This window comes from Paracoccus sp. (in: a-proteobacteria), from assembly GCF_030536915.1.
Classification (GTDB): domain Bacteria; phylum Pseudomonadota; class Alphaproteobacteria; order Rhodobacterales; family Rhodobacteraceae; genus Paracoccus.
In genome coordinates, this window is record NZ_JAUNPC010000004.1 from 1 (window position 1) to 26,199 (window position 26,199).

The window sequence follows — 26,199 nt, forward strand, 5'->3', positions numbered from 1 at the left end:
GAACACGGTCCTCGGCCATCACCGCGAGGGCGGCGCGCTGATGGACAACGCCGCCATCCGCAGCAAAGCCGCCGCCCAGATGGAGCGCTTCGACGTCCGCCCCCGCGACCCCGACCTGCCCGCCCGCAACTTTTCTGGCGGCAACCAGCAGAAGATCGTCGTCGCCCGCGAGATCGAGAGCCGGCCTGTCCTTCTGCTGGTTGGCCAGCCCACGCGCGGCGTGGACATCGGCGCCATCGAGTTCATCCACCGCCGCCTGATCGCCTTGCGCGACGCGGGCGCCGCGATCCTGCTGGTCTCGGTGGAACTGGACGAGATCATGGCGCTGTCCGACCGCATCGCCGTCATGTTCGACGGCCGCATCATGGGCGAGCGGCTGCCTGATCAGACCTCGGCCGCCGAACTGGGACTGCTGATGGCGGGCGCCTCGCCTTAGACAAAGCACCCGTGCAGAAACTTCCGATTGATGCAAGCATGTTAGCGCGGCAAAGCCAGAGGGCAGACATGAAGATTACGATCAGACCGGAAAAACGAAACAGAGACAACGTAACAATCCTCTGTGAGAAGAGCAGTCCAGGAAGAAGCGCATCAACAACTGATGATGGGATAGCTATTTCCTTTTCCACAGATGTCAGAACAAGCGGCAGCTTCTATGGAACACTATATCTTAGCGTATCCGAGCTTTATGAATTAATAGGCGTAGCCGCTCAGCATCATTTTGAGAACGTGCAACAGCATCGCCGTGCGATTTCGGCAGCTGAGAGAAAGATCTTGTCCATAGAACGGAAACAGACGCCTTGATGACCCGCCTGCCCCGCTGGGCCGACCTCGTGCTGGTGCCGCTGATCTCGCTGGCGCTGGCCTTCGCCATCTCGGCGCTGGTGATCCTGTCGATCGGCCAGAACCCCGTCGAGGCGCTGAAGGTGATGGTCACGGGCGCGCTCGGGTCGTCCTACGGCTGGGGCTACACGCTGTATTACGCGACGAACTTCATCTTCACCGGGCTGGCCGTGGCGGTGGCGGCGCACGCGGGTCTGTTCAACATCGGGGCCGAGGGGCAGGCGAGCCTCGGCGGGCTTGGCGTCGCGCTGGTGGCGCTGTCGCTGCCATGGCCGCATTGGGGCGTGGCGCTGCCCGCCGCGATGGTGGGGGCGGCGCTTTTCGGGGCGCTCTGGGCCTTTGTCCCGGCGATCCTGCAGGCGAAACGGGGCAGCCACATCGTCATCACGACGATCATGTTCAACTTCCTCGCCGCCGCGCTGCTGAACTGGCTGCTGGTGAACGTGCTGCGACCCGTGGGCAGCATGGACCCGGCCTCGGCGCGGTTCCCGGAAACCACGCAACTGCCGCGCCTGACGGACATGGCGGCGGTGGTTGGGCTTGATTGGGGCAAGTCCACGCCCGCCAACATCAGCTTCCTGATCGCTCTGGCCGCCTGCGGGCTGGTCTGGCTGCTGATCTGGCGCACGCCGCTCGGCTACGAGATCCGCGCCTTCGGCCGGTCGGAACGCACCGCGCGCTACGCGGGCATCCGGCCCGCTCGGATCATCGTGATCGCCATGATGATCTCGGGCGCGCTGGCCGGAATGATGGCGATCAACAACGTCATGGGAGAGGCCGGGCGGCTGCTTCTGAACAGCGCCGAGGGCGCGGGCTTCATCGGCATCGCGGTCGCGCTGATGGGCCGCAACCATCCGGTCGGGATCGTGCTGGCGGCGCTGCTGTTCGGGTTCCTGTATCAGGGGGGCGCGGAACTGGCGCTCTGGACCTCGATCCCGCGCGAGCTGATCGTGGTGATCCAGGCGCTGGTGATCCTGTTCACGGGGGCCCTGGACAACATGGTGCGGATGCCGCTGGGCCGCCTGTTCGGGGCGCGCTGATGGATTACGCGACGATCCTGCAGATCCTCGACAGCGCGGTGCGGCTGATGACGCCGCTGCTGCTGGCCTGCCTCGCCGGGCTTTATTCCGAACGCGCGGGCGTCTTCGACATCGGGCTGGAAGGCAAGATGCTGATGGCGGCATTTTCGGCGGCGGCCACGGCGGCGGTGACGGGGAACGTCTGGCTGGGGCTTGCCGCGGGGGTCGCCTCGGCGGTCGGGATGTCGCTGATCCACGGGCTGGCGGCGATCACCTTCCGCGGCAACCAGCTGATCTCGGGCGTGGCGATCAACTTCCTCGCCTCGGGCCTGACGGTGCTTCTGGGGCAAAGCTGGTTCGCATTGGGCGGCCGCACGCCCTCGCTGGAGGGCGCGGCGCGGTTTTCCCCGATCACCCTGCCGGGGGCCGAGGCGCTGCGGGGCATCCCCATCCTCGGCCCCTTCTACGCCGAGGTCGTGTCGGGCCACACGGCGCTGGTCTATGTGGCAGCGCTGCTGGTGCCGGGGACCTGGTGGCTGCTCTACCGCACCCGCTTCGGGCTGCGGCTGCGGGCGGTGGGGGAAAACCCGGCCTCGGTCGATACGGCGGGGGTGTCGGTGACGCGCCTGCGCTGGGCGGCGGTGGCGATCTGCGGGGTGCTGACGGGGCTGGCGGGGGCTTACCTCGCCACCGGCCTTTCGGCGGGCTTCGTCAAGGAGATGACGGCGGGGCGCGGCTATATCGCGCTGGCCGCCCTGATCTTCGCCAACTGGCTTCCCTGGCGGGCGCTGGGGGCGACCTTCCTCTTCGGGCTGATGGAGGGGGTGGCGAACCGCTATCCCGAACTCACCCTCGGCCCCGTCACCATCCCCTCGATGGTGATGAGCGCCCTGCCCTACCTGCTGACCGTCATCATCCTCGCGGGCTTCATCGGCCGCGCCACGCCGCCACGCGCAGGCGGCGAGCCTTACGTCAAGGAACGCTAGGCAAGACCCTGCCGGACGCCCCGGAAAACCGCAAAATCTTGTGTGTTTCCCGTGACATTAGCGCGCGCGAGCCCTATATGATGGGCAACAATCGCAGGATAATGTCAGCAATGAGCGCAGCCACCGCGCAGCCGATCGAATACGGCGCCGATTCCATCAAGGTTCTGAAGGGTCTGGAAGCCGTCCGCAAGCGGCCCGGCATGTATATCGGCGATACCGATGACGGGTCCGGCCTGCATCACATGGTCACCGAGGTGGTGGACAACGGCATCGACGAGGTTCTTGCGGGCCACGCCGATTACGTCCGCGTCACCATCCACGCCGACAGCAGCGTCAGCGTCCGCGACAACGGCCGCGGCATCCCCGTGGACATGCACCCGACCGAGGGCGTCAGCGCGGCCGAGGTCATCATGACCCAGCTTCACGCGGGCGGAAAGTTCGACAGCAACAGCTACAAGGTCTCGGGCGGGTTGCACGGCGTCGGCGTGTCTGTCGTCAACGCCCTGTCGGACTGGCTGGAACTGCGGATCTGGCGGGGCGGGAAAGAGCATTTCGTCCGCTTCGAGAACGGCGACACGGTGGAACACCTGCGCGTGGTGGGCGACGCCGCGCCGGGCGAAAAGGGGACCGAGGTGCGGTTCCTCGCCAGTTGCAAGGAGAACGCGCAGGGCGGGACCTTCTCGAACCTCGACTACCAGTTCAAGACGCTGGAAACGCGGCTGCGGGAACTGGCCTTCCTGAACTCGGGCGTCCGCATCCTGCTGGAAGACGAGCGCCCCGCCGAACCCCTGCGGACCGAGCTGTTCTACGAGGGCGGCGTCCGCGAGTTCGTCAAATACCTCGACCGCTCCAAGACCCCGGTCATGCCCGAGCCGATCTTCATCACGGGCGAGCGCGGCGGCATCGGCGTCGAGATCGCCATGTGGTGGAACGACAGCTACCATGAAACGGTCCTGCCCTTCACCAACAACATCCCCCAGCGGGACGGCGGCACGCATCTGGCGGGCTTCCGGGGTGCGCTGACGCGGGTGATCGGCAAATACGCCCAGGACAGCGGCATCGCGAAGAAGGAAAAGGTGGATTTCACCGGCGACGACGCGCGCGAGGGGCTGACCTGCGTCCTGTCGGTCAAGGTGCCGGACCCCAAGTTCTCGAGCCAGACCAAGGACAAGCTGGTGTCCTCGGAAGTGCGGCCTGCGGTCGAGAACCTGGTGGGCGAGAAGCTGGCCGAGTGGTTCGAGGAGCATCCGACTGAGGCCAGGCAGATCGTCGGCAAGATCGTCGAGGCCGCGCTGGCGCGCGAGGCCGCGCGCAAGGCCCGCGAACTGACCCGCCGCAAGACCGCGATGGACGTGGCCTCCCTGCCCGGCAAGCTGGCCGACTGCCAGGAAAAAGACCCTTCGCTGGCGGAACTGTTCATCGTCGAGGGTGACTCGGCGGGCGGTTCCGCCAAGCAGGGGCGTTCCCGCCAGAACCAGGCGGTGCTGCCGCTGCGGGGCAAGATCCTGAACGTGGAACGCGCCCGCTTCGACCGGATGCTGTCCTCGGACATGATCGGGACGCTCATCACCGCGTTGGGCACCGGCATCGGACGGGACGAGTTCAACCTGAAAAAGCTGCGCTACCACAAGATCGTCATCATGACGGATGCCGACGTGGACGGCGCCCATATCCGCACGCTGCTGCTGACCTTCTTCTTCCGCCAGATGCCGGAACTGATCGAGGCCGGGCACCTCTACATCGCCCAGCCCCCCCTTTACAAAGTCGCGCGGGGCCGGTCCGAGGTCTACCTTAAGGATCAGGCCGCGCTGGAAGACTACCTGATTCAGCAGGGGATCGAGGGCACCTCGCTGCGCCTGGGTTCGGGCGAGGAGATCAGCGGCGCCGATCTTGCCCGCGTGGTCGAGGAGGCGCGGCTTGCCCGCCGCGTCATCGCCACCTACCCGACCCATTACCCGCATCACATCACCGAGCAGGCTGCCATTGCCGGGGCGATGGTCCCCGGCGCCATCGACACGGATGCGGCGGGCGTGGGCGCAGCCGTGGCGGCGAGGCTGGACGCCATCGCCGAGGAATACGAACGCGGCTGGACCGCGCGGCCCACGCAGGACGGCGGCATCCGCCTGTCGCGCCTGCTGCGCGGGGTCGAGGAGACGCGGCTGCTGGATGGCCCGATGCTGCGCTCGGCCGAAAGCCGGCGGCTGGGGACGTTGACCGACGCGCTGCGCGAGGTCTATGGCGACCGCGCCACGCTGGTCCGCAAGGACCGCAGCATCCCGATCCACGGGCCGCTGTCGCTGCTGGACGCGATCTTCGCGGAAGGGGAAAAGGGCCTGACCTTGCAGCGCTACAAGGGCTTGGGCGAGATGAACCCGGAACAGCTTTGGGAAACCACGCTGGATCCGGTGGCGCGCACCCTGCTGCAGGTCCGGGTCGAGGACGTGGCCGAGGCCGACGACATCTTCACCAAGCTGATGGGCGACGTGGTGGAACCCCGCCGCGACTTCATCCAGCAGAATGCGCTGGCGGTCGAGAACCTTGATACGTGACAAATCCGCCACCCTCGCCTGACAGGATCGAACCTGCCCGGGCGAGGGAAGCGACAAGGCTGTCCGTCAAAATGCCTTTCACACCAACAGGTTGTGGAAGCGGGGCTCGGTCCTGCCGGCACGGTCCATGATCCTCTGCCCCCTGAGGGATCGTGCCGGCGCCGCCACACAAGCCCGTGGTTTTCCGCTTATCCCCTTGGGAACGGAGCGATTTCATGCGAGTTGTCAGCCATAGATGGTCTGGGCCCGGCCCAAGACCGATTCCTTATGAAGTGAGGTTCACCTTGCGCATTAACCTCGTCGTGGCCTCTGCCGCTGTCCTGTTCTCGGTTCCCGCTGCTTACGCCGGCGGCTATGTCGCCCCGGTCGTCGATATCGAGCCCGCGCCGGTCGTTGTCGCGCCGGCTGCGTCCGACTGGCAGGGCGGCTATGCCGGCATCACGCTGGGCTATGCGTTCGGGGGGGATGACAGGGTTGGCGCATATACCGCCGACGACCGGTTCATCGCCAACCTGGGGGATGCAGAAATTTCGGGGGCCAACGGGGGGCTGCACGTCGGGTATCGCTGGCAGCGCAATCGGTGGGTGATCGGACCGGAACTCTCTTACACCTTCAGCAACATCTCGGATGACTTCGACTATGATGTTCCCGTTCTGGGAAGCGGAACGTTCAAATCCGAAGTGGACGATCTTTGGGCACTCAAGCTGAAGACCGGCTATCTGGCGCGGCCGGATACCTTGGTTTACGGCATCGCCGGCTATCAGGAGGGTAACTTCACCTTGTCGGCCGGCGGAGGCGACGTCGAATATGACGCGGATGGGTATGTCGTCGGCCTCGGTGTCGAGCGGCTCATCAATGATCGCCTCTCCGTCACGGGTGAATGGGAGTACAGCGATTTCGGCACGACCGACGTCGAAATTCTGGGGGCGAACACTTCCGCCTCGTCCAGCTTCCACAACGTCAAGGTGGGCCTGAACTTCCGCTTCTGAGCGGACATTCAGAAACCATGCAGGCCGCCGGTTCGCCCGGCGGCCTTTTCCGTTCAGGCGGCCCGCAGCGGAACCGGCAGGGCCTTGTGCAGGCAGGCGACGGCAAAGCCGCGCGGCACCCAGCGGGTGATCGCCTGCGAATCCGCATCGAGCCCGCCCGTGTAATGCCCGAAGGCGGGCAGGATCATGTGCGACGGCCCGACCAGCAGCGCCCGCCTGCGCCCGCCCGCTAACCGAACGACCGGATGGAAATGCCCGCTGATGTCGGGACCATCGCCCTGCGGTTCATGCCGCAGCGTGACCGGCCCCATTCGCAGCGTCTCGACGCCGCCGCCCGCCTGCGGATCGTGGTTGCCCGCGACCCACAACATGCGGCGGTCCCGCGCCAGCGCCGCGACCCCCTCCGCCACCTTCTGGTCAAGCCCCTCTGCCGCCGCATCGTCGTCGAAACCGTCGCCGAGGCTGACGATCGCCGTCGGATCCAGCACCGCGACCTCGGCTTCGAGCCGACGCAATGTCTCAAGCCCCTCGTAGGGCGGCAGCAGCGCGCCGCCGCGTCGGGCCATGCGCTCGGACTTGCCGAGATGCAGGTCGGCCACGATCAGCCAGCGCCCCTCGGGCCACCACAGCGCACCCGAACAGCGGGCCTCAAGCGCAAGGCCATGCCACGTGAAGGCAAAGCCCGTCATCGCGCCAGCGGAACCCTGCGCGGCCGCGCGCGCCGGGGCCGCTCGGACAAGGGCGCCGCAGGCGCGGGCGTGTCGAAGCCCCCGAGGTCGTCCAGTTGCAATCCTGCGGCCTGCATCAAAGCCTCTGCCTCCTGCTCGGCCAGCCGCATCCGGCCCTGCCCCTCGATCCTGACGCGACCCTGTTCCAGCATCAGGGGCGCGGCCAGCGGGGATACGCGGTCGAGCTGCCGGTGGTCAAGGACGGGGGATCGGTCCAGCATTTCCTCGATCCGCCCGAAATCGACGAGGCCGCGGCCTGCCTCGGCCGCCGTGATCCGCAGCAGCAGGTGGTCCGGGTCGTGGCGGCGCAGGGTGTCGTAAAGGATGTCGGTGGAAAAGGTCGCCTGCTTTCCGCTGCGCCGCCCGCCCGGCATGTTGCGCTGGATCAGGGCCGAGATGATCGCCACGTTCTTGAAGGTCCGCTTCATCACCGCGTTGCCCGCGAGCCAGTCCCCCAAGCCCGCCCGAAGGCGGTCGCGGTCCAGCAGCGGGCCAAGGTCCGTCACCGGGTCCAGCGACCAGACCAGAACCGCATAGTCGGTCGAGGAAAAGCCCAGAGGCCCCAGCCCCGCCTCCTCCATCGCCCGCGTCAGCAGCAGGCCCAGCGTCTGCATCGCGTTGTGCCCCGCGAAGCCATAGACGGCGAGATGCCAGCGGCCCATGTGCGGGAAGGTTTCCGCCAGCAGCACGCCGGGCCGGGGCACGGCCGAGACCTCGGCCTGCAGGGACAGCCAGTCGCGGGTAGGCTGGGGCAGCACGTCCCAGCGGGCGGGATCGCCGATCAGGGACATGACGCGGTGGCTGAGTTCGGCCGACATGGGCATCCTGACGCCGGTGAAGACGGCGATCTTGGCTTCCTTGCGGGGACTGGGGCTGACCTCGACCACCAACTCGCGCAGGGCCTCGTAGCGGACGATCTGGCCGCCGGTCAGGAAGGTGTCACCGGGGACGAGGCTGGCGGCGAAGGATTCCTCGACCTCGCCCAGCAGCCCGCCGCCGCGCTTCCAGCGGACCTTGGTCATCTCGGCCTCGACGATGGTGCCGACGTTCATCCGCAGGTCGCGGGCGGCGCGGGGGTCGCGCAGGCCCCACAGGCCCCCCCGCTGCATCAGCCGCTGCCAGCGGTCATAGGCCCGCAGGGCATAGCCCCCCGTGGCCGCGAAGTTCAGGCAGTCGTCGAAATCGGCGCGGGAAAGGTCGCGGTAGGGACCGGCGGTGCGGACCTCGGCATAAAGCGCATCGGCGTCGAAAGGCCCCGCGCAGGCGGTCAGCAGGATATGCTGGCAGAGGACATCCAGCGGCCCCGGTCCCCGCGCGTCGCCGTCGAGGTCGCGCTCGCGCACGGCCTCCAGCGCGGCGATGCACTCGATCACCTCGAAGCGGTTGGCCGGGACCATGCGGGCGCGGGATGGCGCGTTGTAGCGGTGGTTCGCGCGTCCGATCCGCTGGACCAGCCGCTTGACGTTCTTGGGCGCGCCGATCTGGATCACCAGATCGACGTCGCCCCAGTCGATCCCCAGATCGAGGCTGCCCGTCGCCACCACCGCCCGCAAATCGCCCGCCGCCATCGCCGCCTCGACCCGGGCGCGGGCTTCGCGGGCGAGGCTGCCGTGATGCAGGCCGATGGGCAGGTTCGCGTCGTTCTCGGCCCAGAGCGCCTGGAAGAACAGTTCGGCCTGCGCACGGGTGTTGATGAAGATGATGGTCGTGCGCGCCTCGGCCACGGCCTTCAGCACGTCGCGGACGGCATAGCGGCCCCCTGCCCCGGCCCAGGGCGGGGGTCGGCTGGTCGGCAGCATGGCAATGTCCGGCTCGGGGCCGGGATCAGCATGGACGACCTGCGCGCCGCCCATGAACCGGGCCAGCGCCTGCGGGTCTTCCACCGTCGCCGACAGGCCGGTGGCGATCAGGCCGGGCGCAAGGCGGCGCAGCCGCGCGAGCCCCAGCATCAGCTGGTCGCCGCGCTTGGATTCCGCCAAGGCGTGCAGTTCGTCCAGCACCACGCGGCGGAGGCTACCGAAGATCTTCGGGGCCTCGGGATAGCTGAGCATCAGGGCGAGGCTTTCGGGCGTCGTCAGCAGGATCTGCGGCGGGTCGGTGCGCTGGCGCTGGCGGGCGCCGGTCTTGGTGTCGCCGGTGCGGTCCTCGACCCGGATCGGCAGGTCCAGGTCGGCCACGGGCCGCGCGAGGTTGCGCCCAATGTCCGCCGTCAGCGCCTTGAGCGGCGAAACATAGAGCGTGTGCAGCCCTTTCCACCCCCCGGCCAGTTCCACCAGCGAGGGCAGGAACCCGGCCAGCGTCTTGCCGCCGCCCGTGGGTGCGATCAGCAGGCTGTCGCCCTGTGCTTCCAGCAGCGCAAGCTGGTGCGGGTGCGGGGTCCAGCCCTGCCGCGCGAACCAGTCGGCGAAGGCGGAGGGCAGGTTCATTCTTTTTCGTCCAAATATCCCGCGGGGATGGATGGGGTTTTAACCCCATCCATGGGGCGCGAAGCCCCCACGTCTTGGGGCGCATCGCCTCCGCCGCGCCGCCTGGTCCGCCCATGCCGCACGCCCGCCCGCGCGGCCTCGGCATCGAAGACGTTGGGCGCGTCGATCATTGCCTCCAGCGTGTCCAGCCGGTCAGCCTCGAGCGCCGGCTTGTCCCAGCGGATGCGGCTGATGCGGGGGAAGCGCAAGGCCACGCCGGACCGGTGGCGGGCGGAGCGGTTGACGCCCTCGAAGGCGACCTCGACCACCAGCTTGGGCGCCACGGCGCGGACGGGACCGAAGCGCTCGGTCGTGTTGTTGCGGACGAAGCGGTCGAGTTCGCGGAGTTCCTCATCCGTGAAGCCGAAATAGGCCTTGCCGACCGGGACCAGCGCCTCGCCGCTCCACAGGCCGAAGGTGAAGTCCGAATAATAGCCCGAGCGCTTGCCGTGCCCGCGCTGGGCATAGATCAGCACCGCGTCCACCACGCGGGGATCGCGCTTCCATTTGAACCACGGCCCGCGCGGGCGGCCGCCGGTGTAAGGCGCGTCGCGGCGCTTGATCATCACGCCCTCGATCACCGGGTCGGGCGGCTCGGCCCGCAGGGCGGCGAGGTCGTCCCATGTGTCGAACGGCAGCAGCGGCGAGACGTCGATGCGGGGAGAGCCGAAATCCGCCGCCTCCAGCACGGCGCGGCGGTCCATCAGCGGGCGCGGGCGCAGGTCCTCGCCGTTCCAGATCAGCAGGTCATAGACCCGCAGGCCTGCTGGGTGGCTTTGCAGCAGCGCACGGCTGACGGTCTTGCGGTTCAGCCGCTGTTGCAGGTCATTGAACGTAGCAACCCCCTCCTCGCTGCGGACCAGAAGCTCACCATCGACCGTGCCCTCCCAGGTCATCTCGGCAATGAGATCGGGGAAGGCGCCGGAAATATCCTCGCCGGTGCGGGAATAAAGCCGACGGACGCCTCCGTCGCTGACCGCCTGCACGCGGATGCCGTCCCATTTCCATTCCGCGACATGGTCGGCGGGGTTCAGCGCGCGCAGCTCCTCAAGGTCCGTGGGGGTGGACAGCATCACCGGCCGGAAGGGCGCCAGCGCCGCGCGGTCGGGGCGCGGACCGCCCTCGACCCAGGCGAAGACCTCGGGATAGGGGGGCTTGAGGCCGTGCCAGACCTCCTCGATCTCGTCGAGCGTCGGCGCCCCCATCTGCGCCAGCGCCGTGCGCGCCAGCCGCGCCGAGAGGCCGATCCGCAGGTTGCCGGTGGCGAGCTTGAGGAAGGCCAGCCGCTCGGACGGACCCAGCCGGTCCAGCACCCCCGCGATGGCGGCGGGCAGACCCGCCTTGCCGGTGGTTTCCAGCAGGTGGACGGCCTCGGTGATCGACAGATCGCCCTGCGGCTCGCCCTCCCAGATCAGGGCGATGGTCTCGGCGAGGTCGCCCACGAAATCATAGCTCAGCGCGAACAGCACCTCGTCGAAGCGCTCCACCGCGAGGCCGCGCAGCAGGCCCGGCGTGACCGTGCGCAGCTTGAGGTCGCCCGTCAGCGCGGCAAAGGCATAGCCGCGGTCGGGGTCGGGGGTGCGTTCGAGGTAGTGCTGCAGGATCTGCAGCTTGGCATTGCGGGCGGGCGTGAAGGCCAGCCGTTCCAGACGGGCGGCAAAGGCCTTCATGCGGCACCGCCGGACGGGGGGCTGCCTGCCCCCCGAGCCCCCCGGGGATATTCAGGCGAAGAAGAACCTCTCATTCCTCTTCGTCCTCGTAGCCGACCAGCCGCAGGGGACGGGCGCGAAGCTGGTTCAACTCGCACCAGCGGACGAGCGCCTCCTCGGCGCCATGCGTGACCCAGACCTCGGAGGGGCGCAGTTCGAACAGGGTCTGCGTCAGTTGCGGCCAGTCCACATGGTCGCTGATGACCAGCGGCAGTTCCACACCCCTTTGCCGGGCGCGGGCGCGGACCGCCATCCAGCCGGAGGCGAAAGAGATCACCGGGTCGCGGAAACGCTGGACCCAAGGGCTGGCGAAGGCCGAAGGCGGCGCGATGACGACCTGTCCCTCGATCTGCTTCGGCGTGGTGGCGGGGCGCAACTCGCCCAAGGGGATGCCTTCGGCCACATGGTAGTCGCTCAGCCTCTGGGCGCTGCCATGCAGGTGGATCGGCGCATCGTAGCCCGCCTGCCGCAGAAGCGCGATCACCCGCTGCGCCTTGCCCAGCGCATAGGCGCCGACCAGATGCGGGCGGTCGGGGAACTCGGCCATGCTGGCCAGCAGCTTTGCCGTTTCCGCGCCTGGGTCGGGGTGCTTGAAGACGGGCAGGCCAAAGGTCGCCTCGGTCACGAAGATGTCGCAGGGGACGGGTTCCCACGGGGCGCAGACGGGGTTCGGGGTGCGGCAATAGTCGCCCGAGACGGTGATGACCGGGCCATTGTCGCAGGCCAGCCGGATCTGGGCCGAGCCGAGGATGTGGCCCGCCGGGTGGAAGCTGACCTCGACGCCGCCCACCCGCACCGGCCCGTCGGCCAACTGGCGTGCGGCGTTGAAATCCTCGCCATAGCGGATCGCCATGATGTCGAGCGTCTGCCGCGTGGCCATGACCGCGCCGTGGCCTGCGCGGGCGTGGTCGCCGTGGCCGTGGGTGATGAGTGCCCGTGGCACGGGCCGCACCGGGTCGATGAAGAAATCGCCCGGGGGGCAGTAAAGCCCGGCATCGGTCGGATGAAGGAAATCGTCGGCGCGCATCGCCGCCTCAACCTCGGGCAGGGGTCAAGCGTTCCGCGGCTCTGCCACGATGGGCGGAACGGCAGGCGCCACGCGGGCCAGTTGCACCATCAGGATGCCGACGGCGACGATGATGGACCCGATCACGTCCGACCCGCCGAAGCTTTCGCCCAGCCACAGCGCGGCGATGGCGACCCCCAGCGGCGGCGACAGGAAATGGAAGGCTGCCGCCCGGACCGCGCCGATGCGGGTGACCAGCCGGACCCTGTTGAAGGTCGCGAGGATGCCGGGGACGAGGATCTAATTGGCCAGCGCGCCGACCAGCCGCCCGCTCCATTCAAAGGGGCGGCCCCATTCCAGAACCGCCGAAGGCAGCGCCAGCGCCGCCGCGCCCACCGCCATCTGCAGGCCCACGATCATCATGACGTTCGGGCCACCCCCCGCGCCGCGCACGGCCAGCGTGGCGACGGTCAGCGCCACGACGGCGGCAAGGCACAGCGCAAGGCCGAAGAGGTCCATCCCCTGCGAGAGCCGCACGCTCATGATGATGACGACTCCGACGATGCCGACCACCAGCCCGGCCACGGCCTGCGGGCGCAGCGGCTGGCGCAGGAAGGCCCAGCCCGCGAAGGCCACCAGCAGCGGCATCATCGAGGCGATGATGGACGCCGCCGAGGCCTCGACCCACTGCATCCCGACCCAGTTGAGGCCCAGATACAGCGCGTTCTGGCAGAGGCCGAAGACGACGACCGTGCGCCATTCGGCCCGCGTCAGCCGCATCGACTGGCCCATCGCCCGCGCCAAGGCGATGGCGATCACGGCCGAGATCGCAAAGCGGATCACCAGCGCCAGGAGCGGCGGCATCTCGATCACCGCGATCCGCGTCGAGGTGAAGGCGGAGGCCCAGATCGCCGCGAAGCTCAGGCCCATCAGGGCGGATTTCAGGTCCATTCCGGTTCCTGCGACAGCCTGAGGCGGGCCGTTTCCAGCTCGGCGGGCGTGTTGATGTTGAAGAAGGGATCGTCGCCCGGGAACCCGACCCGGACGGCGCCCTGCGCGTCCATCCAGTCACGCATCCGCCGGGTGCCCGAGCGCAGCGCGGCGCGCAGGTCGTCGCGCAGGGAAACATCCCAAAGGGCGAAGGCCGGATGGTCGCCGTCGTTGGTGGCCATGACCACCGGCGCCTCGACGGCGGCAAGCCGGGCCGCAAGGTCGCGCGGGAAGAAGGGCGTGTCTGCGGCAGCGGTCACGATGCGGGCGATTCCCTCTGCTGCCGCCCAGTCCATCCCGGCCAGAACCCCCGCCAGCGGCCCCGGCCAGTCCGGCAGGCTGTCGGGCAGAACGGGCAGGCCGAAGCGGGCGAAACGCGCCGGATCGCCATTCGCGCTGATCGCGCGGGCGCAGCCCAGACGTTCGATCACATGGGCGATGACCGGGCGGCCGCCGAGGTCCAGCAGCCCCTTGTCGCCGCCGCCCATCCGGCGCGACTGCCCCCCGGCCAGCACGATTCCCGCGATCTCTCTGTTCATAAGGCGGCACTCTGCGTCGCCGCCTCGAAGGCCGCAAGCCGGCAGCCGCGACGGCCTGTCGCTTGCGGGCGCGGGCGGCGGCCCATAGGATCGCGTCCATGCTGGCTTACGTGATCCACGATGACGACGAGGGCAACGGCCGGATGGCCGCGCTGGCCCGCAGGCTTGCCGCGCAGGGTCTGCGGCTGGCGGGCGCCGTGCAGACGAACCTCGACCGCGGCGCGGACTGCGCCTGCGACATGGAGCTGACGGTGCTGGGGATCGACGCCCCGCCGATCCGCATCTCGCAGTCGCTGGGCGCAGGCTCGCAGGGCTGCCGGCTGGACACGGACGCGCTGGAACGGGCGGCGGCGCTGGCAGCCCGGGGGCTGGAAGGCGCCGACCTCGCGCTGGTCAACAAGTTCGGCAAGCAGGAGGCCGCAGGCCGGGGCTTCCGAGACTTCATCGCCGCCGCGCTGGCCGGGGAGATCCCCCTCCTGATCGCCGTCGCGCCCGAGCTTGTCCCCGCCTTCACCGGTTTCGCGGGCGATTACGCCACGCCCCTGTCATGGGCCGAGGCCGAGGGCTGGTGCCACAGCCGCCGCGCCGCCGCATGACCGCGGACGCGGAAATCGACGCGCGGCATCTTCTCTGCCCCCTGCCGGTGCTGAAGCTGCGCCGGACGCTCTCTCCCCTGCCCGCCGGGGCGACGGTGGCGCTGGTGGCGACCGACCCGGCGGCGGTGCTGGACGTGCCGCATTTCTGCGCCGAGGGCGGGCATGAACTGATCGCCTCGGACCCCCTGCCCGGCGGCGCCCGCCGCTACTTGGTCCGGCGCGGCTGATCTTGCGTCCTGCGCGCGGGGATGCTTCTGTCGCGCCCCGAAGGCGGTCAAGGGAGGAACGCCCGTGCTGGCGATCTTTCTCAAGACCCTGCCGTTCTTTGCGCTGATCGGGACCGGCTGGCTGGCCGGGCGGCTGCGGCTTTTTTCAGCCGAGGCGACGGCGGCGCTGACAAAATTCGTCTTCTATTTCGCGCTGTCGGCGATGCTGTTCGGCTTTGCCGCCTCGCTGGACATCCGCGAACTCTTCGACCTGCGCTTCGCGCTGGCCTATGTGGCAGGTTCCGCCGTGGTCTGGCTGCTGGTCGCCGCCGTTGCCCGCAGCCGCGGTGCGCCCGCCCCCGAGGCGGCGATGCTGGCCCATACGGCGATCACCGGGAACACAGGTTTCCTCGGCGTGCCGATGCTAGTCGTGCTGCTGGGGCCGGCGGCGGTTGGGCCGGTGCTGATGGTGCTGGCGCTGGATCTGGCGGTCTTCGCCATGCTGGTCACGCTGATCGTCGCGGCAGTCCGCCACGGCCGCATCGGTCCCGGCACCTTCCTGCCGGTGCTGAAGGGCATCATCCGCAACCCGATGATCGGCTCGATGGCGGCGGGGCTGGCGTGGTCGGCCCTGCGCCTGCCCTGGCCCGCGCCCGCGGCCGAGTTCATGACGCTGCTGGGGGGCGCCGCGACCCCCGGCGCCCTGTTCGCCATCGGGGCCTCGCTTGCCCATCGCCCGGCCGAACGGCTCGGGCCGGCCGCGTGGCTCAGCGCGGCCAAGCTGGTGCTGCACCCGGCGGCGGTGGCACTCGCGGCCTTCGTGCTGGCGGTGGAGCCCACGGCCGCCGGGGTGATGATCGCCGCCGCCGCCCTGCCGGTCGCGGGCACCGTCCATATCCTCGCGCATCACTTCGCACTGGCCGAGCAGCGCGTCTCGGCCACGATCCTCGTGTCCACGGCAGGCTGCATCCTGACCCTGCCCTATGTCATCCACCTGATTACGAAAGGTTGAAACTCATGCGGACCCTGTCTGACCTGTCCTTGGAAAACCTGCGCCTTGACCTGGACGATGAGGGCATCGCCACCGTGACCCTGAACCGCCCGGCCAAACGCAACGCGCTGGACGCGGCCACGGTCGAGGAACTGGTGGACGTCTTCACCACCCTGCCCCGCGCGGGCGTCCGCGCCTGCGTGCTGCGCGGAGAGGGGACGCATTTCAGCGCGGGCCTCGACCTCGTGGAACATTACCACGCGAACCGCAGCGCGTCCGACTTCATGCACGTCTGCCTGCGCTGGCACGAGGCCTTCAACAAGATGGAATACGGCGGCGTGCCGATCATCGCCGCGCTGAAGGGCGCGGTCGTTGGCGGGGGGCTGGAGCTTGCCTCGGCCGCCCATATCCGGGTCGCGGACCAGACCACCTATTTCGGCCTGCCGGAAGGCCAGCGCGGGTTGTTCACCGGCGGGGGCGCGACGATCCGGGTCGCGGACCTGATCGGCAAGGCGCGGATGATCGACATGATGCTGTCGGGCCGCCTGTATCGCGGGCAAGAGGCGGTGGACGTGGGCCTTGCCCAGTATCTGGTCGACGACTCCGAGGCCAAGGCCTACGAGATCGCCCGCGCCGCGGCCCAGAACCCGCCGCTTTCCAACTTCGCCATCTGCTCGGCCATCAGCCACATGCAGAACATGAGCGCGCTGGACGCGGCCTATGCCGAGTCGGTCGTGGCCGGCATGGTGAACACGCAGGAGGCCGCCAAGGCCCGGCTGGAAGCCTTTGCCAAGGGGACGGCGGCCAAGGTGAAGCCCGAATGACCGTGGATGGCATCGCCGACTGGGACGACGCTTACGCCAATATCGCCCATATCCCCGGCGGGGCCGGGGTTCCGGACCGCTGGCTGCGCGATGCCGCCGCCTTTCGGGCCATGCACCCACCCGAGGCGGGCGAAGCTGGCGAATTTTACCGCCCTGAGGGGCCACCCAAGGGGCTGATGGTCTTCGTCCACGGCGGCTACTGGATGAAGTTCGGGCCGGAATGGTTCTCGCATCTCGCGCAAGGGGCGCTTGCGCGGGGATGGGCGGTGCTGCTGCCCGGCTATCCACTGGCGCCCGCCGGAACTCTGGCGGGGATGCGCGACGAAGTGGCGCGGCAGATCGCAGAGGCGGCCGAGCGGACAAAGGGACCGATCGCGCTGGCCGGCCATTCTGCCGGGGGGCATCTGGCCGCGCGGCTGATCTGCGGCGACAGCCCGCTTCCGGCGCCGGTGCTGGCCCGCATCCGGCGCTGCCTGCCGATCTCGGGGCTGTTCGACCTGCGGCCGCTGCAGTTCACCGCCATGCGGGACGACCTCGGGTTGACGGACGAGGTCGCGCGCCGGGAAAGCCCTCTGTTCCACCTGCCCGCCCGCGATCTCGACCTGCACATCCGGGTCGGCGCAGATGAACGGCCGGTGTTCCTGCGGCAGTCGCGCCTGATCCACGCGGCATGGGCCGGCATCCCGAACCGGACCGAACTGACGGTCGAGACCGGGCGGCACCACCTGGACGTGATCGACGGTCTGGCCGATCCCGCGCATCCGCTGACCGAGGCGCTTCTGGGCAGTCTCTAGACACAGAAACGGGCGGCCCATCGGCCGCCCGTCTCTTTCATCCGCCTTGTTTGTTCAGCTGCGGCTGGACGAGTCCGAACCCGCCGAGGAACCGCTGGACGAACCCGAGGACGAGCCGGACGAGCCGCTGCCGCTGCCGCTGGACGAACCGCTCTCCGACCCGACCGAGCCGCTCATCGTGCCAGACGAGCCACCGGACTCGCCGGAGCCGAAGCCCCCGGTCGTCCCGCTGCCGCCCGAGGACCCGCCCGACCCGCTCATCGACCCCGAGGACGAGCCCTTGACGCGCAGGTTGTTCTGGACGTGGTTCACGCCCATGACCCGCTCGGCGATGTCCTCGGCCAGACGCTTGGCCTGGCGGCTGTCGACATGGCCGCTCAGCGTGACCTCGCCGCCCTTGACCTCGACCTCGATGTCCGAGGCGTCGATCATGTGGTCGTCGGACAGGCGGTCGGACACGTCCTCGCGCACCCGCTCATCGGACCGGGAATAGCCCTTGGGGCCGCGTCCGCGATGGGAACCCGTGCCTTCGCTGCCGCCATAGGCGCCGCGGAACGAGCCGTCCTCGCCCCGGCCGAAGCCGCCGCCGGCCGCGCCCATGCCGGCGCCCATTCCGGCACCGCGCCGCGTGCCCATGCCGCCGCCATAGCCCGAGCCGTAGTCACCAGAGTAGCCGGACCCGTAGTCGCCCGAATAGCCCGAGCCATAGCCGCCGGACCCGCCCGAGTAGCCGGAGGAGCCGAAGTCGGACCCGCGCCACTGGCCGCCGCGCTGGGCGCCGCGGTCCCATTCATCGCTCAAGCCGCGGTCCTGACCGCCGCCATAGCCACCGCTGCGGCCATAGTCGCCGCCATAGCCGCTCGACGATCCGCCGCTGAGATTGCGGCCGGCATAGTCATAGCTGGTGGACATGCCGCGGCCGGACTGGCCGTAGTCGCCCCGTCCACCGTAGCCGCCGCCATAGCCCCTGCCGCCGTAGCCGCCTCCTCCGTAGCCGCCCCCGGAGCCGCTGTAGCCACCGCGGCCCTGCTCGGTGCCGCCGTAACCGCCGCGGCCCGAGTCGCCGCCGCCATAGCCGCTGCCGTAGTCCCCCCCGCGATTGCCACGGCCGCTGTCATGACGGCCATATTCCGAAGGTCCTGCCCAGTCGCGGTCGCTGATCATGCCGGGATGGTCCGGGTCGCCATAGCGGCGGCTGGCCCGCAACTCGTCGTCCCGGTCGTTGCGCCCCGGTTCGTGGCGCCGATGGTCACGGTCGTAGCGATTGTCGTCCTGCATTGGGAACATCCTCCTTTTGCACAGCCGCTGTGGCAGCGGCGACACAAGAACAATGTCTTTCGGCCCTGCCGGGTTTACCGGCAGGATGATCGGAACAGCGCCGGCCCATGCGCCGGAATCGGCTTTGGGCGGATCAGCCTGCCCTCAGGCCTCCTGCCTGCCGGCAGCCAGTCCTCCGTCTTTTTCCGTGGCAGTCCGAGGAGATACGCGCGCCGCCCGGACCGAGTCCTCAAGGATGTCCAGTGCCTCGTCAAAGACCGGATCGGGCACCGTCAGCGGCGGCAGGAAGCGTATCACATTGCCGTGAACACCGCAGGTCAGCAGGATCAACCCGCGCGCCAGCGCCTCCTCGCGCACGCGGTTGGTGAACTCGGGCGACGGCTTGCCGCTGTGTGCGGCATTGAACTCGACCGCGTTCATCAGGCCGGGGCCGCGGATGTCCACGATCTCGGGCACGTCGTCGCGCAGGGACGCGAGCCGCTGCTTGAGCCGCTGGCCCAGCCGCTCGGCGCGCTCGGCCAGCCCCTCCTCCTCGATCACGTCCAGAACCGCATGGGCCGCGGCCACGCCCAGCGGATTGCCGGCATAGGTGCCGCCAAGCCCACCGGGGTTCGGCGCGTCCATGATCTCGGCCCGCCCCGTCACGGCGGAAATCGGCAGGCCGCCGCCCAGACCCTTGGCCATGCAGGTGATGTCGGCGGCGACCCCGTGCAGTTCCATCGCGAACAGCCTGCCGGTGCGGGCGAATCCCGTCTGCACCTCGTCGGCGATCAGCAGCATCCCGTGGTCGTCGCAAAGCTGGCGCAGCTTCTGCATGAAGCCGGACGGCACCGGATAGAAGCCGCCCTCGCCCTGCACGGGTTCCACGATGATGGCGGCCACCCGGGCCGGATCGACATCGGCCTTGAACAGCTTGTCCAGCGCCGCCATCGCATCGGCCTGACTGACCCCGTGCAATTCGTTCGGGAAGGGCAGGTGCCAGACATCGGGCATCATCGCCCCGAAGCCCGCCTTGTAGGGCTGGACCTTGCCGGTCAGCGTCATCCCCATGAAGGTGCGGCCATGGAACGCCCCGGTGAAGGCCACGACCGCGCTGCGCCCGGTGGCGTAGCGGGCGATCTTGATGGCGTTTTCGACCGCCTCGGCGCCGGTGGTGGCGAAGATCGTCTTCTTCTCGAAATCGCCGGGGACCAGCACGTTCAGCCGCTCGGCCAGCGAAACGTAATTCTCGTAGGGCACCACCTGATGGCAGGTATGGGTGAAGCGGTCGAGCTGGTCCTTGACCGCCTGCACCACCTTCGGGTGCCGGTGCCCGGTGTTCACCACCGCGATGCCGGCGGCAAAGTCGATGTAGCGGTTGCCGTCCTTGTCCCAGATCTCGGCGTTCTCGGCGCGATCGGCATAGATCTGCGTGGTCATCCCCACCCCGCGAGAGATCGCGGCGTTCCTGCGGTCGGTCATCGTGGTCATCGGCCTGCTTTCCCTCTGCGGGCGCCACGGGGCGCCGTCCGCCCATATCTGTAAACGGTGAACCGATCCGCACAATGGGGTGTTTGCCCCATGTTCCCGGGGCAACCCGGCCCGCCTTCCCCGACGGCCGAAAGGGCCTCCATGTTCCCGATCCGCGACCACAACCCCTCTGAGCGCACGCCCTACGTCACCTATGCGCTGATCGCGCTGAACGTGGCGATGTTCCTGCTGACCATGCCCTGGGTCGGCGGCATGGTCTGGCTGTGGGAACGGCTGGCGCTTTATCCCGTGGCGGTGGTGCATGGGGAACTGCTGTGGGGCTGGCTCACCCACATGTTCCTGCATGCGGGGCTGCTGCACCTTGGCGGCAACATGCTGTTCCTGTGGATCTTCGGCGACAACCTGGAAGACCAGATGGGACACTTGGGATTCCTGCTCTTCTATCTCGGATGCGGGCTGGCGGCGGCCGCGGCGCAGGTGCTGGCCGAGCCGTTCCTCGGCGTGCCCATGGTCGGCGCCTCGGGGGCCATCGCCGGGGTGATGGGGGGCTACCTGCTGATGTTCCCGCGCGCCAAGGTGGACGTGGTCGCGATCATCATCATCCTCATCAAGATGTTCACCATCCCCGCCTGGGTGATGCTGGCGGTCTGGTTCGCGGTGCAGTTGTTTTCCGGCTACGCGATGATCGGCGGGGATTCGGGCGTGGCCTACTGGGCCCATGCCGGGGGCTTCGCCGCCGGGGTGGTGCTGGCCATTCCGCTGTTCCTGCGCCGCGGCGGCCCCGCCTTCTGGCGGATCACCCACGGCCAGCCGCCCCATCCGCCGGTCGAATACGCCCCCAGCCGCATCCCGCAGGTGCGCCGCTAGGGCCTGACGCCCCGGCTCATGTGGCGCTTGCCCGCGAAGCCGGGGCCACGCTCGACCCGGAAGCCTGCCGCCGCCAGCGCCCGGCGCACATGGCCCGCGGCGGTGTAGGTGGCGAAGCTGCCGCCCGGCGCGGTGTGGCGGCCGACCTGATCCAGCAAGGCGTCCGACCAGAGTTCGGGGTTCCTGGCGGGCGAGAACCCGTCCAGAAACCATGCGTCGGCTTGCCCCGGCCATCCGGGAAGGGTTTCGCGGGCATCGCCGGGGATGATCTCGGCCATGACCTGCCCGACGCGGAATCCGGCGGTCCCCCAGCCCGCCTGCAGCTCGGCCGAGAGCCGGGCCAGTTCCGAGAAAGCCGCATGGGCACGGGCGAGGTCCTCCACGGTCATCGGAAAGGCCTCGAAGCTGGTGAAGCGCAGCGGCACGGTCGCGACCTGCGCCAGCGCCAGCAGGTTCAGCCCGGTGCCGAAGCCTGTCTCGGCCACATGAAAACCGGGGCGCAGCCGCCGGGGCAGGTCATTGCCCGCCAGAAACACATGCCGAGTCTCCTCCAGCCCCCCGGCGAGACTGAAATACGGATCGTCGAAGCGCCGCGACACCGGGATCGCGCCGCGCCAGTCCAGCCCGCTCTGGTCGTCATCGGTCATCGGCGCTAACTCCTTTCGCGGCTCATGCGGAAAGGGCGATGCGATGGCAAGCAGGGTGACGGTGATCGGCGCCGGGATCTTCGGCCTGTCCTGCGCCTGGGAATGCCTGAAGCGCGGCGCCGCCGTGCGGGTGATCGAGGCCGCGCATATCGGCGCAGGCTCCAGCGGCGGCACGGTGGGGGCGCTGGCCCCGCATGCGCCCGAGAACTGGAATGCCAAGAAGCAGATGCAGCTTGATGCGCTGGTCGCGGCGGAAAGATGGTGGGCCGAGATCGCCCAAGTCGGCGGCACCGATCCCGGTTACGCGCGGACCGGCCGCATCCAGCCCGCCGATCCTGCCACGCTGGACCGCCTCCACGCCCGCATCGCGGCGGCGGCCGAGGTCTGGCCCGCGCCCTTCCGCATGGACCTGACCGATGCGCCCGAGGGCACCCTGCTGCCCGTCAGCGCGAGCGGGTTTTACCTTGTGGACAACCTGACCGCCCGCCTCTCTCCCCGCCGCGCCGGTGTCGCGCTGGCGGCGGCAATCCGGGCCGGGGGCGGCACCATCGAGGAAAACGCCGGGCCGCAAGCGCCGGACAGGATGGACGGCCCGGCCATCTGGGCCACCGGGGCCGCGGGGCTTGCCGCCCTGTCCGCAGATCTGGGCCGCAGCATCGGCAATGGCATCAAGGGACAGTCCGCCCTGCTGGCCCACACTGCCCCCGACGCGCCACAGGTCTTTGCCGAAGGACTGCACATCGTCCCCCATGCCGATGGCACAGTGGCGATCGGCTCGACCTCAGAACGCGACTTCGACGATCCCGCCAGCACCGACGCCCAACTCGATGCCCTGATCGAGCGTGCCCGCACCCTCTGCCCCCCCCTGACCCATGCCCCGGTGATCGACCGCTGGGCCGGAGTCCGCCCCCGCGCCGCCAGCCGCGCGCCCCTGCTGGGTGCATGGCCCGGACGCGCGGGCCATTTCGTCGCCAACGGAGGCTTCAAGATCGGCTTCGGCATGGCCCCCGCCGTGGCGGCCCTGATGGCCGATCTGCTCCTGCTCAAGCAGGACCGCATCCCCGACGGGTTCCGCCTGCAATGAGGGATAACGGTGCGTGGAAACCACGCACCCTACGACGAACAGTTCGGGGGACAACGATGTAGGGTGCGTGCTTTGCACGCACCATCCGCCAAGCCGCGGCGGAAATCACGCACCCTACGTGTCCCGAAAACCGCCCATGAACCCGCAGCACAACGCCCGGGTCTTCTTCCTGACCCAGATACCCATCTTGGGGCACAACCGCACCGCCCTGCGCCTCAGCCCGACGCGAAGCGCCTGCGCTGGTCGGCGGCCATGCCGCGCTTCAGTTCCAGCAGGGCGATCTGCTTTTTCAGACGGGTGCGCTCGGCCTCGTCCTCGATCTGGTCCAGCACCGCGCGCTTGGCCTCGATGTCCTTGGCCATCTGCAGCTCGGGCGGCAGGAAGCCCGCGTCGGACATCATGCGGTACATGACATCTTCGGAGGTCTCGCGCAGCCGGTCGCGGTCCAGGGGCTTGCCCTCGCCCCTCAGCCCGCTCAACTGCCCCCGCGCGGCGGCCTCGTCGATGCGCCGCAGGGCGATGCGTTCAAACCAATGGGTCAAAAAGTCCTCAACTGCTCCAGCGCGGCGCGGGTGCGGGCGATGTCCTCGTCCAGATCGGCCAGCTTGCCGCGCGTGTCCTCGATCACCTCGGGGTCGGCGTTCTGCGCGAACCTGGGGTTCGACAGCCGCCCCCGCAAGCCTGCCGCGTCCTTCTCGACCTTCGCAAGCGCCTTCTCCAGCCGCGCCGTCTCGGCGCCCGCGTCGATCACCTCGCCGAGGGGCAACGCGAAGGACGCGCCCGGTGCCGCCACCGCAATCATCCCGCGTCCCGCCGCGCCATCAATGGGCGGGTTCACCCGCGCCAGCCGCTCGACCAGCGGCGCATTGGCGGCCAGCGCCGCGCGGGCGGCGGGGTCGGCCTCGGTCACGATCAGGTCCAGCTTCGCGCCCGCAGGCACGCCCATCTGGGCGCGGGCGGACCGGATGCCCTCGATCAGCCCGATGACCCAGTTCATCTGCCGGTCCGCCACCGGGTCGATCAGTTCGGCCCCGTAGCCCGGCCAGTCCCCATGCACCAGCATTTTCGCGCGGGTGCCGGTCAGCGCCCAGATCTCCTCGGTCACGAAGGGCATGATCGGATGCAGCATCGTGATCGCCTGCTCGATCACCCAAGCCATGGTGGCGCGGGTTTCCTCGGCGTATTCGCCGTCGAACAGGGGCTTGGCGAACTCGACATACCAGTCGCAGAGCTTCCCCCAGACAAAGGCGTAAAGCCCCTGCGCCGCGTCGTTGAAACGGTAAGCCCCCAGCGCCTCGTCCAGGGCCAGCCGGGCGCGCGCTGTCTCGCCCATGATCCAGCGGTTCACCGTATGCCGCGGCGCGGGCTGGCCCGTGGCGGCCGAGAACACGCCGTTCATCTCGGCGAAGCGGGTCGCGTTCCAGATCTTGGTGACGAAGTTGCGGTTCGCCTCGACATGCTTCGGGCCCAGCTTGGGGTCGCGGCCCATCGCGGCCATGCTGGTGAGCGTAAAGCGCAGCGCGTCCGCGCCGAACTGGTCGATCAGGTCCAGCGGGTCGATGACATTGCCCTTGGACTTGGACATCTTCGCGCCCTTCTCGTCCCGGACGAGCCCGTGGACATAGACGGTGCGGAAGGGCACCTCGCCCACCACGGCAAGCTGCATCATCATCATTCGGGCCACCCAGAAGAAGATAATGTCGAAGCCGGTGATGAGCGTGTCGGTCGGGAAATAGCGGCGCAGTTCCTCGGTGTCCTCGGGCCAGCCCAGCGTCCCGATGGGCCAGAGGCCCGAGGAGAACCAGGTGTCCAGCACGTCCGGGTCGCGCCAGACGGGATAGACGATGCGGGTCGGGTCGCCCGTGGTCTGGTATTCCGCCAGTCCCGCCGCGAATGCATCCACCGCCGCCTCGCGGTCCTCGACCTCGATCACCGAACCCGTGGCAATAGGCGCGGGCTGGGCGGCAAGCTCGTCGAAGAACTTGGCGCGCACCTCGTCGAAGCTGGCGGCGCAATGCTGGATCTCGCCGGGCCGCACCAGCCGGTCGTCGTTCAGCAGGCGCAGCATCTCGACCGGGTCAAGCTGGCCGTCGCCCTGATCGTCGCGGAAATCGGGCGCTTCCAGATCGAGGCCATACCACACCGGGATCTGGTGGCCCCACCACAGTTGGCGGCTGATCGTCCAAGGCTCGATGTTCTCGAGCCAGTGAAAATAGACCTTCTCATGCTGCTCGGGGATGATCCGGGTCCGGCCTTGGCGCACCGCGTCGATGGCGGGCTGGACGATCTTGGCGGTGTCCACGAACCACTGGTCGGTCAGCATCGGCTCGATCACCACGCCGGATCGGTCGCCGAAGGGCTGCATGATCTTCCTGCGCTCGACCCAAGGATTGCCCTCGGCATCGGTGACCGCCAGACCCTCGGCGTTGATCGCCGCGACCACCCGCTCGCGCGCTGCATAGCGGTCGAGCCCGCGCAGGTCCTCGGGAACAAGGTTGACAGTGGAGACGTCGCCCACATCCTCGCCCCGCGCGGCGGCGGTGGCGATAGCGGCGGCCTCGGCATAGGACAACCCGTCCTCGCGCATCCGCGCCTGCCCGTCCATCAGGGCGTAAAGCGGGATGCCGTTCCGCATCGCCACGCCGTAGTCGTTGAAGTCATGCGCCCCGGTGATCTTAACCGCGCCCGAGCCGAAATCCGGGTCCGGGTAGTCGTCGGTGATGATCGGGATCAGGCGGCGATGTTCCTTCGGCCCGACCGGGATTTCGCAGAGCTTGCCGACGATGGGGGCATAGCGCGCATCCCCCGGATGGACCGCCACCGCGCCGTCGCCCAGCATCGTCTCGGGGCGCGTGGTGGCGATGGAAATGTAGTCCCGCGTCTCGCGCAGGGTCACGTTGCCGTCCGCGTCGCGTTCCACGTATTCATAGGTCTCGCCGCTGGCCAGCGGATATTTGAAATGCCACATCTGGCCATCAACCTCGCGGTTCTCGACCTCGAGGTCCGAGATCGCGGTCTCGAAGCGCGGGTCCCAGTTCACCAGCCGCTTGCCCCGGTAGATCAGGCCCTTGTCATGCATGTCCACGAAGACGCGGATCACGGCGTCATGAAAGTTGCCACCCTCGCCCTCGGGCGCGCCGGGGGCACCGGACATGGTGAAGGCGTTGCGCGACCAGTCGAGGCTTGCCCCCAGCCTTTGAAGCTGGCCGGTGATGGTGCCGCCGGATTCGCGCTTCCAGGCCCAGACCTTGCGCAGGAACTCCTCGCGCCCGATCTCGCGGCGGCCGGGCTCCTGCGCCTCGGCCATCCGGCGCTCCACCACCATCTGGGTGGCGATGCCCGCATGGTCCTGCCCCGGCTGCCACAAGGTGTCGTGCCCTTGCATCCGGTGCCAGCGGACAAGGATGTCCTGCAGCGTGTTGTTCAAGGCGTGGCCGATATGCAGGCTGCCGGTGACGTTCGGCGGCGGAATCACGACCGAGAAGCTGGGCGCCCCCGGTTTCGCGTTGGCACCTGCGGCGAAGGCCTGCCGCTTGTCCCACTCGGCTGCGATGCGGGCCTCGGCTGCGGTGGCGTCGAAGGTCTTGTCCATGCTCATCGGTCGGTTCCCTTGCTTGGGCTC

General features: G+C 68.9%; 22 protein-coding genes and 2 pseudogenes. 13 read left to right on the plus strand and 11 right to left on the minus strand.

Annotated features, from left to right (window positions below; translation table 11 throughout):
- From Q4F04_RS01455 to Q4F04_RS01480, 6 genes and pseudogenes are all read left to right on the plus strand, one after another.
- Positions 1 to 436 (plus strand): annotated as a pseudogene (locus Q4F04_RS01455) (heme ABC transporter ATP-binding protein); the annotation flags it as partial.
- A gap of 68 nt (positions 437 to 504) precedes the next feature.
- Positions 505 to 801, plus strand: coding sequence for a hypothetical protein (locus Q4F04_RS01460; RefSeq protein WP_303368061.1), 297 nt, complete (start codon positions 505 to 507; stop codon positions 799 to 801).
- Complete coding sequence (locus Q4F04_RS01465) at positions 801 to 1,880, plus strand: ABC transporter permease (RefSeq protein ID WP_303368062.1); 1,080 nt, start codon at positions 801 to 803, stop codon at positions 1,878 to 1,880. The genes Q4F04_RS01460 and Q4F04_RS01465 overlap by 1 nt, the downstream gene beginning before the upstream one ends.
- Positions 1,880 to 2,845, plus strand: coding sequence for an ABC transporter permease (locus tag Q4F04_RS01470; RefSeq protein ID WP_303368063.1), 966 nt, complete (start codon positions 1,880 to 1,882; stop codon positions 2,843 to 2,845). The genes Q4F04_RS01465 and Q4F04_RS01470 overlap by 1 nt, the downstream gene beginning before the upstream one ends.
- 110 nt (positions 2,846 to 2,955) lie before the next feature.
- Complete coding sequence (gene gyrB, locus Q4F04_RS01475; RefSeq protein ID WP_303368064.1) at positions 2,956 to 5,394, plus strand: DNA topoisomerase (ATP-hydrolyzing) subunit B; 2,439 nt, start codon at positions 2,956 to 2,958, stop codon at positions 5,392 to 5,394.
- A gap of 284 nt (positions 5,395 to 5,678) precedes the next feature.
- Positions 5,679 to 6,383 (plus strand): outer membrane protein, encoded by a 705-nt coding sequence (locus tag Q4F04_RS01480; protein ID WP_303368065.1) that lies wholly within the window; start codon positions 5,679 to 5,681, stop codon positions 6,381 to 6,383.
- Positions 6,384 to 6,436: 53 nt separating this feature from the next.
- On the opposite strand, the gene pdeM is transcribed toward Q4F04_RS01480, so the two are convergent.
- The 6 genes and pseudogenes from pdeM to mobA all read right to left on the minus strand — a co-directional run bounded on the left by pdeM (position 6,437) and on the right by mobA (position 13,820).
- Positions 6,437 to 7,072 (minus strand): ligase-associated DNA damage response endonuclease PdeM, encoded by a 636-nt coding sequence (gene pdeM / locus Q4F04_RS01485; protein WP_303368066.1) that lies wholly within the window; start codon positions 7,070 to 7,072, stop codon positions 6,437 to 6,439.
- Entirely contained in the window at positions 7,069 to 9,537 is a 2,469-nt protein-coding gene (locus Q4F04_RS01490; RefSeq protein ID WP_303368067.1) for a ligase-associated DNA damage response DEXH box helicase, read from the minus strand. The genes pdeM and Q4F04_RS01490 overlap by 4 nt, the downstream gene beginning before the upstream one ends.
- Positions 9,534 to 11,246, minus strand: a complete 1,713-nt coding sequence (locus tag Q4F04_RS01495; protein ID WP_303368068.1) for a cisplatin damage response ATP-dependent DNA ligase — start codon at positions 11,244 to 11,246, stop codon at positions 9,534 to 9,536. Before Q4F04_RS01495 ends, Q4F04_RS01490 begins: the two co-directional genes overlap by 4 nt.
- Positions 11,247 to 11,316: 70 nt before the next feature.
- Positions 11,317 to 12,312 carry a ligase-associated DNA damage response exonuclease gene (locus tag Q4F04_RS01500; RefSeq protein WP_303368069.1) on the minus strand — a complete coding sequence of 332 codons (996 nt, stop codon included), beginning with the start codon at positions 12,310 to 12,312 and terminating at the stop codon, positions 11,317 to 11,319.
- 24 nt (positions 12,313 to 12,336) lie between these two features.
- Positions 12,337 to 13,242 (minus strand): annotated as a pseudogene (locus Q4F04_RS01505) (DMT family transporter).
- Positions 13,233 to 13,820, minus strand: a complete 588-nt coding sequence (gene mobA, locus Q4F04_RS01510) for a molybdenum cofactor guanylyltransferase MobA (RefSeq protein WP_303368070.1) — start codon at positions 13,818 to 13,820, stop codon at positions 13,233 to 13,235. Before mobA ends, Q4F04_RS01505 begins: the two are co-directional and overlap by 10 nt.
- 98 nt (positions 13,821 to 13,918) lie before the next feature.
- On the opposite strand from mobA, the gene Q4F04_RS01515 reads away from it, so the two are divergent.
- From Q4F04_RS01515 to Q4F04_RS01535, 5 genes are all read left to right on the plus strand, one after another.
- Positions 13,919 to 14,416 (plus strand): DUF2478 domain-containing protein, encoded by a 498-nt coding sequence (locus Q4F04_RS01515; RefSeq protein WP_303368071.1) that lies wholly within the window; start codon positions 13,919 to 13,921, stop codon positions 14,414 to 14,416.
- A complete protein-coding gene (locus Q4F04_RS01520) occupies positions 14,413 to 14,643 on the plus strand; it encodes a sulfurtransferase TusA family protein (RefSeq protein ID WP_303368072.1) in 231 nt (76 codons plus the stop codon). The genes Q4F04_RS01515 and Q4F04_RS01520 overlap by 4 nt, the downstream gene beginning before the upstream one ends.
- Before the next feature lie 64 nt (positions 14,644 to 14,707).
- Positions 14,708 to 15,634 carry an AEC family transporter gene (locus Q4F04_RS01525; protein WP_303368073.1) on the plus strand — a complete coding sequence of 309 codons (927 nt, stop codon included), beginning with the start codon at positions 14,708 to 14,710 and terminating at the stop codon, positions 15,632 to 15,634.
- Between the two features lie 5 nt (positions 15,635 to 15,639).
- Positions 15,640 to 16,437 (plus strand): crotonase/enoyl-CoA hydratase family protein, encoded by a 798-nt coding sequence (locus Q4F04_RS01530; protein WP_303368074.1) that lies wholly within the window; start codon positions 15,640 to 15,642, stop codon positions 16,435 to 16,437.
- Complete coding sequence (locus Q4F04_RS01535; protein ID WP_303368075.1) at positions 16,434 to 17,231, plus strand: alpha/beta hydrolase; 798 nt, start codon at positions 16,434 to 16,436, stop codon at positions 17,229 to 17,231. Before Q4F04_RS01530 ends, Q4F04_RS01535 begins: the two co-directional genes overlap by 4 nt.
- Before the next feature lie 54 nt (positions 17,232 to 17,285).
- Here the strand turns inward: Q4F04_RS01535 and Q4F04_RS01540 are convergent, their stop codons facing one another.
- Complete coding sequence (locus tag Q4F04_RS01540) at positions 17,286 to 18,509, minus strand: BON domain-containing protein (protein ID WP_303368076.1); 1,224 nt, start codon at positions 18,507 to 18,509, stop codon at positions 17,286 to 17,288.
- Between the two features lie 144 nt (positions 18,510 to 18,653).
- Positions 18,654 to 19,979: a 4-aminobutyrate--2-oxoglutarate transaminase gene (locus tag Q4F04_RS01545; RefSeq protein WP_303368077.1), complete on the minus strand. Its 1,326-nt coding sequence runs from the start codon at positions 19,977 to 19,979 to the stop codon at positions 18,654 to 18,656.
- Positions 19,980 to 20,120: 141 nt separating this feature from the next.
- Here Q4F04_RS01545 and Q4F04_RS01550 point away from each other — a divergent pair, with 141 nt between their 5' ends.
- Positions 20,121 to 20,846 carry a rhomboid family intramembrane serine protease gene (locus Q4F04_RS01550; protein WP_303368078.1) on the plus strand — a complete coding sequence of 242 codons (726 nt, stop codon included), beginning with the start codon at positions 20,121 to 20,123 and terminating at the stop codon, positions 20,844 to 20,846.
- On the opposite strand, the gene mnmD is transcribed toward Q4F04_RS01550, so the two are convergent.
- Positions 20,843 to 21,493 (minus strand): tRNA (5-methylaminomethyl-2-thiouridine)(34)-methyltransferase MnmD, encoded by a 651-nt coding sequence (mnmD, locus tag Q4F04_RS01555; RefSeq protein WP_303368079.1) that lies wholly within the window; start codon positions 21,491 to 21,493, stop codon positions 20,843 to 20,845. The two genes, Q4F04_RS01550 and mnmD, sit on opposite strands and share 4 nt — an antisense overlap.
- 43 nt (positions 21,494 to 21,536) lie before the next feature.
- Here mnmD and Q4F04_RS01560 point away from each other — a divergent pair, with 43 nt between their 5' ends.
- Positions 21,537 to 22,577: an FAD-binding oxidoreductase gene (locus tag Q4F04_RS01560; protein WP_303368080.1), complete on the plus strand. Its 1,041-nt coding sequence runs from the start codon at positions 21,537 to 21,539 to the stop codon at positions 22,575 to 22,577.
- A 215-nt stretch (positions 22,578 to 22,792) separates the two neighbouring features.
- On the opposite strand, the gene Q4F04_RS01565 is transcribed toward Q4F04_RS01560, so the two are convergent.
- Together Q4F04_RS01565 and Q4F04_RS01570 are read right to left on the minus strand one after the other, a co-directional pair.
- Positions 22,793 to 23,119: a DUF1992 domain-containing protein gene (locus Q4F04_RS01565; protein ID WP_303368081.1), complete on the minus strand. Its 327-nt coding sequence runs from the start codon at positions 23,117 to 23,119 to the stop codon at positions 22,793 to 22,795.
- Entirely contained in the window at positions 23,116 to 26,175 is a 3,060-nt protein-coding gene (locus Q4F04_RS01570) for a valine--tRNA ligase (RefSeq protein WP_303368082.1), read from the minus strand. Before Q4F04_RS01570 ends, Q4F04_RS01565 begins: the two co-directional genes overlap by 4 nt.
- Between the last annotated feature and the right edge of the window lie 24 nt (positions 26,176 to 26,199).